Here is a 13,437-nt window from a genome sequence, read left to right as displayed (position 1 = left end):
CAAAATCCAATAGAGATCAAATTTGCATAACATTTTGTTTACATTTATGTGATCGCAATAACATTTGGCTGATGGAGCGAAGTGCAAAATAAGTGCGGGGTTATAATCACCCCGCATAATATATTGTGTCGCTAAAGGGACTATTTATGGTCAGCTTTATCTGCTGCAGAGTGGCGGTCTGCACGATGATTCACCCAAAGGTTAATCAATAATGTCAGAGCCAAAATACCGGCCACCACACCTAACGAAATGCCGATAGGGATATGGAACAGATCGATAATCATCATTTTGACACCGATGAACACCAAAATAACCGATAGGCCGTACTTCAACATGGAGAAGCGCTCTGCCACGTTTGCCAGCAAGAAATACATGGCGCGTAGGCCTAAAATGGCAAACAGGTTAGAGGTCAACACAATAAAGGGATCAGTTGTAACGGCGAAGATGGCCGGAATACTGTCGACGGCGAAAATAACATCACTCAACTCAACCAGAATCAATACCAGCACCAGTGGCGTGGCGTAGAGCAGGCCGTTTTTACGCACAGTAAAGCGGTCGCCGTGCAACTCGTCAGTCATGCGCAGATGGTTACGAATCCAGCGAACCAGTGGTTTTTCGCCAATCGGTGTATCGTCTTCTTTCGCCATTGCCATTTTGATACCGGTAAACAGCAGGAAGGCCCCGAATAGATAGAGGATCCAGCTAAATTGCGACACCAGCCAACTTCCGGCAAAGATCATGATGGTACGCAGCACAATCGCACCCAGTACGCCGTAGATCAGTACACGGCGCTGCAAATTGGCAGGGACAGCAAAATAGCTAAACAGCATCAGCCAGACGAAGACGTTATCAACCGCCAGTGCTTTTTCAATCAGATAGCCGGTCAGGAAGGCGAGCGCTTGTTTGTCGGCAATTTCACGACCGACGGTTTCGGCCAGATACCACCAGAAACCGGCGTTAAACAGCAAAGACAAGCTAACCCAGACTAATGACCAGCAAGCTGCCTGGCGCAGTGTCATGGTTTGCGAGCCACGGCGGCCCTGCAACAGTAAGTCGATGGCGAGCATGATCGTCACCACAACAGCAAAACTACCCCACAGTAAGGGAGTACCCACGGTATTCATCATTAAGGAACCTCATAAAAACAAAAAACGGCCAACGTCGGAAGACGCCAGCCGCTATGTCTGAGCTGCAAGCAAACCTCGCCTTCCGGCAAGGTCTCACTTACAACTCTACTAATGCAAAAGCCCTAAACAGGCACTGGTACATTAATGAGGTTGCCCGGTAACCGGGTGCTTTCGCACTGTAATGACGGCAAACCGGCAATGAAGTTACTCCCCTTTGCCGCGCAAAAATAATAGAAAACGGCCTGCGGGTCAATCACTGAAACAAAAAATTAACTTATCGCTGGCGGCTGGGTATCTGCCGGGAAGATAACGCCGGTTTGACGGCGAATCTCCGTCTGAATACGGGATGTCAGTAGTGATAGCTGCAACCCATCGTGTTCCACCTGCTTATTTTCAACCAGATTGGCAAAAACCTCAGCTTCATACAGCATAGTATTAATATGCTGCGGTTGCGTCAGGTCTTGTGAGTGGCTGCCGCGTGGCGTAAAAGCCACGGATTGGCATTCAGAGATGCTCTCGATAACCAACGAGCCATCTTCGCCCTGAATTTCACTAGGAATATCTGATTGGCTGACTTTCGAATGGATGATAGCCACATCAAAATCACCGTAATTCAGACAAATAGTGCCGTGGGCATCCACCCCGCTGGGCAACAGGCTTGCACTTGCGAGCACTGATTTTGGCTCACCCCACAATGCCAGTGCACTGGCCAGACAGTAGTAGCCAATATCCATGATCGAGCCGTTAGAAAACGCCGGATTAAACGTGTTGGGATTTTCACCATTCAGATAGCGTTGATAGCGGGAGGAGTACTGACAGAAATTAATAAAAGCTTTCCGCAGTTTACCCACTCGCGGCAGTGACTGTTTTAACTGAATAAAATTAGGTAGATAGGCTGTTTTAAAGGCTTCAAACAGAACCACTTGATGCTCGCGGGCGCAGGCGACCAGTGATTCGACCTCTGCCAGATTCGAGGCCAATGATTTTTCGCAAATAACGTGTTTTTTATGGCTAAGGAGCAGTTTAGCCTGAGGGTAATGTAAGGAGTTCGGGCTGGCGATATACACTGCATCAATTTGATCACTCGCCGCCAGCGCTTCCAGATCATCAAAGCATTCAGTAACGTTATAATCAGCACCAAACTTTTCAGCTTGATCCCGTTTACGGGAGTAAACCGCGACCAGTTTTATTTTGCCACTTTCGTGGGCAGCATCAACAAAGCGCGCGGTGATCCAATTGGTGCCAATAACGGCTAAACGAATCATAGTGAACTCCATTCCTACAGAAGAAAAACACGTGAACGGCCAGATTATCATGACCCTGGAGTCACCGATGGGTTTTCTCCGATTTACCTGTAAATGCTAGTAAATCGTGCCAAAAAGATCCAAGTGTGTCAGATAGAGGCGAGTATCAAACTCTAGCTGATGATATTGCGACTCCATATGACAGCACAAACTGTAGAATGCTTTGTTGTGATCTTTCTCTTTTAAATGAGCCAGTTCGTGCACCACTATCATTTTGAGAAAAGCTTCAGGGGCATTTTTAAACACCGTGGCGACGCGGATCTCTGCTTTGGCTTTTAATTTGCCCCCCTGCACTCTGGAAATCGCAGTGTGCAAGCCAAGCGCATGTTTCATAACCTGAATTTTGCTGTCGTAGGCAACTTTACTCAGTGGTTGAGCATTGCGCAGATACTGGTTCTTTAGATCAATCGTATATTGGTACAGCATTTTATCTGTATTTAAATCATGAGGTTGTGGGTATCGCTGGCGCAATACACTCCCCAGCCGCTGGTCAGTGATAAGTTGGCGTACCTGGGATTGTAACTGTTCGGGATAACCTTGCAGATAGCTTAGTTCCTGCATATGTATTTGCTCTGCCTAATTTGATGAATCTATTGATAGTGCTGATAGCCTGATAATAACGTTTTCCTGTTGTTTAGACAAAAAATGACCAATACCAGCATCACTATCATACTTTGCCAGCATTGGTCGTTTTGAGCTAAAGCGGGAACTTAAAAGTGGTAATTCCCCCCAATGATGGCCTGCGTCTCGGCGTATTTATGCTGGCCGAATTGTTGGCCTACATTCGCCCACAGCTGTAGGTTGTTGCTGATTTTACTTTCAATACCCAATTTCAGTTCAGCAATATGACGATAACCTTGTGGTGTAACATGGGTGTGGTTTAGCCAGACACCTTCGCTCGTGCGGTTATGTTTCCAATTAGCTTCAAAGGAGGGGCTGACTTGCAGCTTTTTAGCCGATGAAGTATCAACATCAAATTCCAGTGCTGTGCGTACACCTAATTTGGTCGCGATGGAGCTGTTCTCCTTGATGGTTATTTGTGTTCCAGTGCTTTCCTGATGTGTCAGCCCACTGGCACGCTGCGAGGATACTTTCATATTTGGTTGTATAGAGAATCTGACCTTCTCTTTTTCGATCAGCTGAATGGTGTAACCTGATTCCAATGTATTAGTTAATAGATAAGACCTATAATTCGTGGCCACTTGATCGCCGGGCATCTTAATTTGATTTTTGAAAAAACTGTATTGCGTGAGCAAACCAACATAAGGCCCGAGCTTAGTTTTATTATTGGCATACCAGATATTATATAGGCCAAGGTTATAGCCCTCTACCGATCCCAGGGACAAAGTAATAGAAGAAGCAGAATAGCTACTGCTTTTGGCCCGACCTAAACCGGCAGTGATACCCAGAAGCCCCTGATCGTTTCCGCCACTGCTCCATTTGCTCAGTGGCCCGCCGAGTTGGATAGTGTAGCGAGAACTTTTTGTATGCAGCTGTTTGTCGCCCGAATGAAAATGGTTTGTGGCGCTAGAGCTATTCAACCACATATTGGTCGTTTTTTTCTTACTGCTTATTGGGTCAATGTAGAGAGCTTCCCTCTGGCGATATTGTAGGTCATCGGTGGTAAACATCTGTTGAGCGGCTATCTGGTTCGCGATATAGCTACCGATCTGTGGGTTATCTCCAATCATGGGGGCTGGTTTAGCTACAGGTTTAACTACAGGTTTTGCTACAGGTTTTGCTTTGGCTGTGATTTTGGGGGCAGGCAGTTTAGGTTTCGTTGCTTGCGGTGCATTGCCTGTTTTTACAGGAACTTTAGTGGGCAAAGGTTTCTTAGTTTTTGTAGTCTTTTCCTGCACGGCCTGTTCTTGGTCATACTGATCCCAATATTTCTGTTTCTGCTCCTTATTGATTTTCTCCTCCCACTTCGGGTGCATTTTATTCAGTTGTTCCCGTTGCTGGTGGATCTGTTTTTGCAGATACTCTAATTTTTCCTTTTGGCTCTGATTTGGATGCAGTCTCTCCTGATTAGCTTCATTCTCTAGGTGGGTATAGTGTCGCGCCATCTTCCGCATCTGAGCCAATTGCTCGCTTTCTTTTTTTCCAATATCAACACTCGCCCATGCTGCGTTATTGCTCAGTATAAGTAACAGAATACTAATGGCTTTGGCGCAAGGTGCTAAACGATGGGGGATATGATATTTAAATGAATTTGAGGGGAGTGAAGAAGGGCCCGGCTGTATAGAATTTAATAAGGACATTATTTATTTACCTTCCTGGTAATTGATACTTCAGTTGCTGGCTATAGACATTATCGATGATAGAAATAACACGTAAGCTGGAGTGATAACTTTGCTTGTAATATTTAAAGATAAATCATTAATTTTTTAGTTTTTAATATTGATGGTGACTTGTTACTTAATTAAGTAAATGAATTAGTGATAATGGCAAATCAATTAGTAATGCGATTTTATATTCGAGAAACTATTCTATGTTTAGCCGGTAAAAATTGAATGTATTGATAATGATTTGACATTAAAATAATAATTAATAAGATATGATCTCCATATCAAAGACAGGTTTAACTAAGCTATCTGTTTGGCTGCTTTGCTTAGGATGATCTCAGTGTTTTTTTGTTTTGCTGGCCTTAGTTTCGATAAAATGCCATTTAAGTAAAAAAACATTTTACTGATCGCCCGTTTTAGGGGATAAACAGCCCAAATTTATTATTCAGGAGCGGTGATGAGCCAACTCTTACTGGGAACGCAGAGCCTTGAACTTGAGCGTTTCCCGCCACAAGAAAATTCCAATGCCCTACAGGCGTGGGAAGCAGCAGATGAATATCTGCTACAAAACATTGACTTAAGCCAAATCGATGGTCGCCCGGTGCTGGTATTTAACGATCAGTTTGGTACGCTGGCCTGTGCCTTACATGCGCATCGACCATTCAGTGTCAGTGACTCTTATATGAGCCAACTGGCCACGGCGCATAATTTGCGTTTAAACCATCTGGACGAAGAAGCCGTCACATTGCTGAGCAGCATTGATGCTTTGCCCGAGGCCCCTAAGCTGGTGGTGATTAAGATCCCTAAAGCCCTGGCGCTGCTGGAGCAGCAATTGCGTGCTTTGCGCCAGGTGGTTGCGCCGGATACGGTGATTATTGCCGGTGCAAAATCTCGTGACGTGCATAACTCGACCCTGCAACTGTTTGAAACCATCCTCGGGCCGACTAAAACGACGCTGGCCTGGAAGAAAGCGCGGTTGATCCACTGTGAGGTGGCTGATCTGCCGCTGACAGAAGTCCCAGCAACCACGGACTGGCCGCTGGCGAATACCGAGTATGTTATCCATAACCACGCGAACGTTTTCTCGCGCAATAATCTGGATATCGGCGCGCGCTTCTTTATGGAGATCCTGCCGTATGATGTGAGCGGTAAAATCGCGGATCTTGGCTGTGGCAATGGGGTGGTTGGCTTGATCGCACTGGAGCAAAATCCGCTGGCAGAGATGCTGTTTGTGGATGAGTCCTATATGGCGGTGGCCTCCAGTGAGCTGAATATCACCTATAACCGGCCACAAGACTTGTCGCGCTGTGAGTTTATGGTGAGCCATGGGCTGGCGGGTGTCGAACGTGAGAGTCTGCAATTGGTGCTGTGCAATCCCCCTTTCCATCAGCAGCACGCGGTTAGCGACCATGTTGCGTGGCAGATGTTTTGTGATGCTAAGCGCTGCCTGAAAGTGGGCGGTGAGCTGATGATTGTCGGGAATCGCCATCTGGACTACTTCCACAAACTTAAACGTTTGTTTGGTAACTGCGAAACTCTGGACTCCAATCAGAAGTTTATGGTGCTGAAGGCAGTGAAAACAGCCTCATCCCGCTCAGAGGGCGGTGGTTCCGGGAGTTTGGATATGTCGTATAGCGATTTCTAAATTCCCAGCATACCCTGCGTCCTTGAAGCCGCAGGGGTGTTAGCTACGCGCACTTACCCGAATCACTTACTGATGTAAGCTCATCGGGATGCGTTTGCTTGCTGCCTACCTGCGACTCCAATGACTTTGGGTATTTTCCTGTTGCTTGAAGCCGCAGGGGTGTTAGCTACGCGCACTTACCCGAATCACTTACTGATGTAAGCTCATCGGGATGCGTTTGCTTGCTGCCTACCTGCGACTCCAATGACTTTGGGTATTTTCCTGTTGCTTGAAGCCGCAGGGGTGTTAGCTACGCGCACTTACCCGAATCACTTACTGATGTAAGCTCATCGGGATGCATTTGCTTGCTGCCTACCTGCGACTCCAATGACTTTGGGTATTCCTGTTGCTTGAAGCCGCAGGGGTGTTAGTTACGCGCACTTACCCGAATCACTTACTGATGTAAGCTCATCGGGATGCATTTGCTTGCTGCCTACCTGCGACTCCAATGACTTTGGGTATTTTCCTGTTGCTTGAAGCCGCAGGGGTGTTAGCGGCGCGCACTTACCCGAATCACTTACTGCTGTTAGCTCATCGGGATGCGTTTGCTTGCTGCCTACCTGCGACTCCAATGACTTTGGGTATTTTCCTGTTGCTTGAAGCCGCAGGGGAGTTAGCGGTGCGCACTTACCCGAATCACTTACTGCTGTAAGCTCATCGGAATGCATTTGCTTGCTGCCTACCTGCGACTCCAATGACTTCGGGTATTTTCCTGTTGCTTGAAGCCGCAGGGGTGTTAGCGGCGCGCACTTACCCGAATCACTGATTTGAATCAGCGATTCGGGATTCGTTTTACTGACAGCTAGAAGTGGTATTTTATCCCTGCCAATGCATTGGTATTTTTATCGTTATACCGGCCCATTTGGTGATCTAGGGTCGCCCAGATATTCAGCTGCTGGCCAATATTACTCTCTACGCCAATTTTGAATTCTGTGCTGTTGGTGCTTTTACTCTCAATACGTTGTCCTGAAATGATTGCTCCAGTATTTTTATTTTGGCGCAGCCAGTTCACGGCAATAAAAGGCATGAATTGGCTATCCTGACTATTTATAGTTTGCAGATAAGTTTTGGCACCAATACGTGTGACCATGTGACCTTTATTATCATCACTGATTAATTCGTTGTAGGCTGTTTTATGGGTCTGTGCTCGGATCCCCTGCAGAGTAATTTGTGCATTGGGCTGAATGAAATAACCCAATTGGCTTGTCTCTGCTATTTTAAAGGTATAGCCACTCTCAATTGAGGTAGTGAAACCAGATGACTTATATTTGTCTTCCGCCTGCTCCTGGCCATTTACGGTATTGTTAAACCAGCTATATTGCGCCAGGGTATCAATATAGAAGCCAGTATTATCTTTTTGCTCAGGTAACCAGGTTGCATAGACACCAAGGTTATAGCCGTTGACGGCACCATTGGAGTAATACCCTGTTACTTTAGAATGGCTGTGGTTTGTCGCTTTACCTAACCCAGCTAGCACACCAAGACGTCCGCTCCCCTCTTGAATAACATCCATCCCGAGCTGGACTGAGTAATATTTCCCGTTGATATCTAATTGATCGACGGCGTGACCAAAATTATTTCGTCCCCCTTGGGTGCGTATCCACATACTGGAGGTGCGCCATTGTCCATTCGCATCTTTATAGTGATAACTGCCTGAGCGATCGTCTAAACGGGTGTTGAACAAGTTTCTTGCCATGACAATATTGGCAATATAGCTGCCATTTTCAGGGGCATAAACTTGTGGCTGGCTTGGTGATGATGTTGCTGCTGCTGTTGCTGCTGCTGCTGCTGCTGCTACTGGTGGTGGTGCTACTGGTGCTACTGCTACTGGTGCTACTGCTACTGCTGGTGCTACTGCTGGTGGTGCTGCTACTGGTACTGCTGGTGCTGCTGGTGCTGCTGGTGCTGCTGGTGCTGCTGGTGCTGCTGGTGCTGCTGGTGCTGCTGGTGCTGCTGGTGCTGCTGGTACTGCTGGTACTGCTGGTACTGCTGGTACTGCTGGTACTGCAGCGTTATCTAATTTAGCGTCATTTTCTTTATCTAGATTAACGGGGTCTGTCTTATCAGCATCAGCATTTGAGGTTTGGGCAATGGTATTTGTATTAGTTGGTTGGTTTTTTTCTTCAAACAAAGGTGGTTGAGCTGTTTCTGAGGTCTCATTATAGTCGTCTATAGCTTTGAGTGCCCCATTGACAAAAAAGTTGAGTAGCTCAGAAGGTTTCTTAGCGGGCGGATTATTGTTTGGTTCAGCATCCGTTGGTTTGTTATTATCCACGGCGTAATCAGCTAATTTACTGTGCAGATACCAATTTTTGTGAAGATTATCTTCGCCTCGGCCTAGTTTATATTCAAAAGCACCCGCTTTAATACGGCCCGATTGAATAAACTCACCATTTGAATTGCCGAGCACTTGGATTAAAAGGATACCTAAATTGGTTTTATCCCCAGCACCCCTAATATTATTGACTTTGACATTGGTTTTTCCAGAGGTATTTCCGCTAACCATCATGCGGTCAGTTGGTGAGTCATCATCGCCTAATTGTGTATTAAATTCCAATAGACTTTGGTTGTCAGCATTATAATTCCCATGAATGGTTAATATATTTCCTGGCTTGTTATTATGACTAAGATTAACTATTCCACGTGATGATAAATTCAAATTATGAATAGAGGATGCTCCAGTCATGTCCCACTGGCTATTATTAAGAATAGAAACATTAGTGCCCCCCTGTATAACTGTTCGTAGATAAGATTTATTATCAGAACCGGTTTCGCCAATCCAGAGTTCTGTTGCTTCTGGGTTCGGAGCGTTACTTCTAATTGGACTGTTATGAAAAGTGGCCTCTTTTATTTGAAGAGTGCTACCATCCATTAAAAATGTGTCCCCTGAGTAGTCATAATCAGCGTCATCAGGATCGTTGATATTCCGGCCAATTAAGATTAGTTCTGTGTTATCTGGATTGATGCCTGATGGGTCTTTCTGTATTGTTATTTTTCCATCACCTTTTATTCCAGCTGCTATTTTCATACTGTTTGAGAAAATAATTTCCCCATTATTTATTAAGTCAAATTCATCATCATCATTATCATTAGCCTCAATTTCTAATTTAGAACCAGGGAGGAAGTAAGTTCGACCTTCCAGTTGCACTGAACCACCTAATGTTAATATGCCTTCTATCGTGGAGTTGCTCAGCATTGAAGATTGTGTCCCTATAGAAATTTTTCCTCCGGGCTTAACGATAGTATTGTCAGCAGTGGCTCCAGTAGAAAGGAAAAGTGAGCCACCACTTTCGATTTGCGTATCGAAAGCTGATGGCATGTGACCTGATAAAAATAACTCACTTTTGTCGTGGACTGTTGTACTATAAGCTTTAGCCTTTCCAGATATATGAAGGGTACCATGATGAATTACCATATTATCGACCCTTTGATCACCGGTAATCTCTAACCTTGCATATTCTTCATCTGTACCTATTGTTTGATCATAGGTGGGTTTATCTTCAGGTGCGGCTATTGCATGAGCACTACCAAAAACAAACAGTGCAGTAGCAACGAAAGTAGCAAGAGGACTCTTGTTTTTTCTTAAAATCGAGTTTTCTTGGATATGATTTACATTCACCGGAGATATTTTTTGCGTCTTAATTCTATTTTTCATAATTAATATAACTGTCCATGTAATTGAGTTGATAATAAGCAATCTTTTTATATTAGAGATTGCTATTATTTATTCAGCTGTAGTTGAGTGGCTACACGCGATTGTGTTAGGTTTGGGAAAGGGGATTCAAGGAGGTTAATTTATTATATTTCGATTGGTGAGTTCAGTTTTTTATTCTTATAAAAATTATTTTTTATTATTTTTCTCGGCTGTTTTTTTTATTTGCCACTCATATATTCACGAGTGTTATTAATAATATTCGGTGTTATTTTTAGCGTGATTAAATAATGGATATTCATTATTTTGCGGTGTGATGAAAATGGCCTTATGCGGCTAAGAAGGAGGACGTTGATATGTCGTACAGTGATTATTCTGCGCAGTTGAAGTTACAGGGGTGGGGCTACCACCCGCTGCTTATTATTCATCTGCACAATTCAAATCGCCAACGCCAGGCGAGTTCCTTGATCAATCGCCCGGCGGGCATCTAGCTCGGCGGCGACGTCTGCGCCACCAATCAAATGCACGGTTTTGCCCATCTCCAGCAAGGGTTGATGCAGTTCGCGACGTGGCTCCTGACCGGCGCAGATAATAATGGTATCGACGGGCAGGCAGCTGCTCTGTTCGGCGCGGGTAATATGCAAACCTTCATCATCAATGTGGTCGTAGCTGACACTGTTGAGCATCTTCACGCCGCGCATCGCCAGAGTGGTACGGTGGATCCAGCCGGTTGTTCTGCCCAAACCTTCGCCCACTTTGCTGGTTTTTCGCTGTAACAGGAAGATCTGCCGTGGCGAGGGTTCCACTTTGGCCCCTGCTGGCGCTAAGCCGCCGCGATGGGCGAGCTGCTGATCGATCCCCCATTCATGGCTGAAGGCGGTGCTATCCAAACTGCTGGAGCTGCCGGATTGACTGAGGTATTCCGCAGTATCAAAACCGATTCCACCAGCACCGATAATGGCAATTCGCTCCCCGACCGGCTTTTTATCACGTAAGACGTCCAGATAGGTCAGCACTTTTGGATGGTCGATACCCTTGATGGCCGGTAAGCGCGGCTGAATACCACAGGCGAGAATGATTTCATCAAAATCAGCCAGATGCTGTGGTTGCACTGGCGTATTCAACTGCTGAGTGACCCCATGAAGCACCAATTGGCGGCGGAAATAGCGCAGGGTTTCGTCGAACTCCTCTTTGCCGGGGATCTGGCGGGCAATATTGAACTGGCCGCCGATATCTGCGGCGGCTTCAAAGAGTGTCACCTGATGGCCACGGCTGGCCGCAGTTACCGCAAAGGCTAATCCGGCCGGACCAGAGCCAACCACGGCTAAGCGTTTTGGCGCTTGCGTTGGCAATATGGGCATTTCAGTCTCACGGCAGGCGCGCGGGTTGACCAGACATGAGGTCAGTTTGCCGTCGAAAATCTGATCTAAGCAGGCCTGATTGCAGCCGATGCAGGTGTTAATTTCATCCGCCCGATCCTGCGCGGCCTTTTGGACAAAAGCGGCGTCGGCTAAGAATGGACGTGCCATCGAGACCATATCCGCACAGCCATCAACCAGCACTTGTTCAGCCACTGCGGGGTCGTTAATTCGGTTAGTGGTGATCAATGGAATGCGCACTTTGCCCATCAATTTGCGGGTCACCCAGCTGAATCCGGCCCGTGGCACCATGGTGGCGATGGTAGGAATGCGCGCTTCATGCCAACCAATCCCGGTGTTAATTAGGGTGGCCCCGGCTTGTTCAACCGCCAGCGCCAGCTGTTCGATCTCACTCCAACTGGAGCCATCTTCCACCAGATCGAGCATCGACAGGCGGTAAATCAGGATAAAATCAGGCCCGGTTGCCTGACGAACGGCCCGCACAATTTCGACGGCAAACCGCATTCTGCGGGTAAAATCGCCACCCCATTCATCATCGCGATGATTGGTTCTGGCGGTGAGGAACTGATTGATGAGATAGCCCTCAGACCCCATCACCTCAACACCGTCGTAACCGGCTTGTTTGGCCAGTTGGGCGCAGTGGGCGAAGTCAGCAATAGTTTGCAGCACCTCATCATGGCTCAAAGCTTGTGGTGCAAAGGGGTTAATGGGCGCTTGCAGTGGAGAGGGGGCTACGGGTTGCTTCTGATAGCTATAACGACCCGCATGGAGAATCTGTAGCGCGATTTTGCCGCCTGCCTGATGCACGGCATCGGTCACGATTTGGTGGTGGGGGAGTTGTGCGGGGTCATTCAGCACTGATGCGCCCTGATAGACCACCCCTTTTTTATTGGGCGCGATGCCGCCAGTGACAATCAGGCCAACGCCGCCGGCCGCCCGTTCAGCATAAAACGCCGCCAGACGTTGTGGGCCATCGGCTAACTCTTCCAGTCCGGTATGCATTGACCCCATTAATACGCGATTTTTCAAGGTGGTGAAGCCCAGATCCAGGGGGGCGAGCAGGTGAGGGTAAGCTAACATTGCAGTCTCCATCGGGTGTACTTCTGGCTCTATCAATCAGCTCAATATAGCCAAACCGTTATTGTTATTTCTCGCCGCCCTGGCCGGATTGGGCAAGTGGTCGGATGAGATTTTTTATTCAAATCTAGACGGTGGCGTACAGCTTGGGAAATTTCGATGCGCTGATTGTGATAGCGGTCATGAATATGACGTTGGAAGAGGGTATCCCAGATCAGGATACCGCACAGAGGAGGGGGCTAGGCGTCGCGTTTATAGAGGCTCGCAACCATAAAGCAGCTAAATGAACTGAACAGCATCTCAATCCCGACCAAGGTGGTGACCATGGTGATCGACATCAATGGCCCGGCGCTGACCAATAGATAGGTGATCACCAGATCCAACACCCCTAGCAAGATCTGTAACCATGCGCCCGGCATTTTCCATGTTTTAAAACCGGTGATTAGCCGCATTACCCCACCAAAGGCAAAGAGCACGGCCAGTACCACCGCCAGACTTATCATGCCGATTGCTGGATTTGTGACGAATACATAACCCATAACAATGTATGCCACGCCGAGCAAAATACCGGTCACCATCGGCCAGAGGTCATGGGCGCGGCGGTTGGTCACCATTCCGACAATCAGGGCGATACCACTGAGTAGTAGCAGAATACCAATGATCTTGCTCAGCACCACGCCGGAGGCTAATGGGTTAATCAGGCAGAATATCCCGCCTAAGAGCAGTAGCACGGCAATGATCCGCATGATCAATCGCTGTTTTTTTAATGCACTTTCATCAAGATTCATGAGGTATTTTCGATCAATATTAAGCATGACTCTCACTCCTGTATGATCTGAATTAAATTATTGATGGCCGTGATAAGTATAAGCCTATCATTTGATGCATAAATAAAATTAATCATATCAATGGAATTCCTACGTGGAATG

General features: G+C 46.8%; 9 protein-coding genes. 2 read left to right on the top strand and 7 right to left on the bottom strand.

Annotation, left to right across the window (positions count from 1 at the left end; all coding sequences use genetic code 11):
- Positions 1-140: 140 nt before the first annotated feature.
- From HRK25_RS03715 to HRK25_RS03700, 4 genes are all read right to left on the bottom strand, one after another.
- Positions 141-1,127, bottom strand: coding sequence for a TerC family protein (locus tag HRK25_RS03715; protein WP_005277265.1), 987 nt, complete (start codon positions 1,125-1,127; stop codon positions 141-143).
- A gap of 269 nt (positions 1,128-1,396) precedes the next feature.
- On the bottom strand, positions 1,397-2,392 hold the full coding sequence (locus HRK25_RS03710; protein WP_005277270.1) for a Gfo/Idh/MocA family protein: 996 nt from the start codon (positions 2,390-2,392) through the stop codon (positions 1,397-1,399).
- A gap of 96 nt (positions 2,393-2,488) precedes the next feature.
- Positions 2,489-2,992, bottom strand: coding sequence for a M48 metallopeptidase family protein (locus HRK25_RS03705; RefSeq protein WP_005277273.1), 504 nt, complete (start codon positions 2,990-2,992; stop codon positions 2,489-2,491).
- Between the two features lie 149 nt (positions 2,993-3,141).
- A complete protein-coding gene (locus tag HRK25_RS03700) occupies positions 3,142-4,692 on the bottom strand; it encodes an autotransporter outer membrane beta-barrel domain-containing protein (RefSeq protein WP_099460401.1) in 1,551 nt (516 codons plus the stop codon).
- Between the two features lie 481 nt (positions 4,693-5,173).
- Between HRK25_RS03700 and rlmG the strand changes: the two genes are divergently transcribed.
- Both rlmG and HRK25_RS03690 read left to right on the top strand, forming a co-directional pair.
- Entirely contained in the window at positions 5,174-6,361 is a 1,188-nt protein-coding gene (rlmG, locus tag HRK25_RS03695) for a 23S rRNA (guanine(1835)-N(2))-methyltransferase RlmG (protein WP_005277284.1), read from the top strand.
- A 487-nt stretch (positions 6,362-6,848) separates the two neighbouring features.
- Positions 6,849-7,052 carry a hypothetical protein gene (locus HRK25_RS03690; RefSeq protein ID WP_099460400.1) on the top strand — a complete coding sequence of 68 codons (204 nt, stop codon included), beginning with the start codon at positions 6,849-6,851 and terminating at the stop codon, positions 7,050-7,052.
- A gap of 150 nt (positions 7,053-7,202) precedes the next feature.
- On the opposite strand, the gene HRK25_RS03685 is transcribed toward HRK25_RS03690, so the two are convergent.
- The 3 genes from HRK25_RS03685 to HRK25_RS03675 all read right to left on the bottom strand — a co-directional run bounded on the left by HRK25_RS03685 (position 7,203) and on the right by HRK25_RS03675 (position 13,323).
- A complete protein-coding gene (locus HRK25_RS03685) occupies positions 7,203-10,055 on the bottom strand; it encodes an autotransporter outer membrane beta-barrel domain-containing protein (RefSeq protein WP_173361761.1) in 2,853 nt (950 codons plus the stop codon).
- Positions 10,056-10,489: 434 nt separating this feature from the next.
- Positions 10,490-12,511 (bottom strand): NADPH-dependent 2,4-dienoyl-CoA reductase, encoded by a 2,022-nt coding sequence (locus HRK25_RS03680; protein WP_005270923.1) that lies wholly within the window; start codon positions 12,509-12,511, stop codon positions 10,490-10,492.
- Positions 12,512-12,747: 236 nt separating this feature from the next.
- Positions 12,748-13,323, bottom strand: a complete 576-nt coding sequence (locus HRK25_RS03675; protein WP_032896441.1) for an HdeD family acid-resistance protein — start codon at positions 13,321-13,323, stop codon at positions 12,748-12,750.
- Between the last annotated feature and the right edge of the window lie 114 nt (positions 13,324-13,437).

Source organism: Yersinia bercovieri ATCC 43970 (assembly GCF_013282745.1).
Classification (GTDB): domain Bacteria; phylum Pseudomonadota; class Gammaproteobacteria; order Enterobacterales; family Enterobacteriaceae; genus Yersinia; species Yersinia bercovieri.
Note: the sequence above shows the minus strand (reverse complement) of the source record. Positions and strands in the feature narration are given on the sequence as shown.

Excerpts from the sequence above, each read along its gene's own strand:
- HRK25_RS03715 (WP_005277265.1), bottom strand. The coding sequence starts at position 1,127 with ATGATGAATACCGTGGGTACTCCCTTACTGTGGGGTAGTTTTGCTGTT.
- HRK25_RS03710 (WP_005277270.1), bottom strand. The coding sequence starts at position 2,392 with ATGATTCGTTTAGCCGTTATTGGCACCAATTGGATCACCGCGCGCTTT.
- HRK25_RS03705 (WP_005277273.1), bottom strand. The coding sequence starts at position 2,992 with ATGCAGGAACTAAGCTATCTGCAAGGTTATCCCGAACAGTTACAATCC.
- HRK25_RS03700 (WP_099460401.1), bottom strand. The coding sequence starts at position 4,692 with ATGTCCTTATTAAATTCTATACAGCCGGGCCCTTCTTCACTCCCCTCA.
- rlmG (WP_005277284.1), top strand. The coding sequence starts at position 5,174 with ATGAGCCAACTCTTACTGGGAACGCAGAGCCTTGAACTTGAGCGTTTC.
- HRK25_RS03690 (WP_099460400.1), top strand. The coding sequence starts at position 6,849 with ATGACTTTGGGTATTTTCCTGTTGCTTGAAGCCGCAGGGGTGTTAGCG.
- HRK25_RS03685 (WP_173361761.1), bottom strand. The coding sequence starts at position 10,055 with ATGAAAAATAGAATTAAGACGCAAAAAATATCTCCGGTGAATGTAAAT.
- HRK25_RS03680 (WP_005270923.1), bottom strand. The coding sequence starts at position 12,511 with ATGTTAGCTTACCCTCACCTGCTCGCCCCCCTGGATCTGGGCTTCACC.
- HRK25_RS03675 (WP_032896441.1), bottom strand. The coding sequence starts at position 13,323 with ATGCTTAATATTGATCGAAAATACCTCATGAATCTTGATGAAAGTGCA.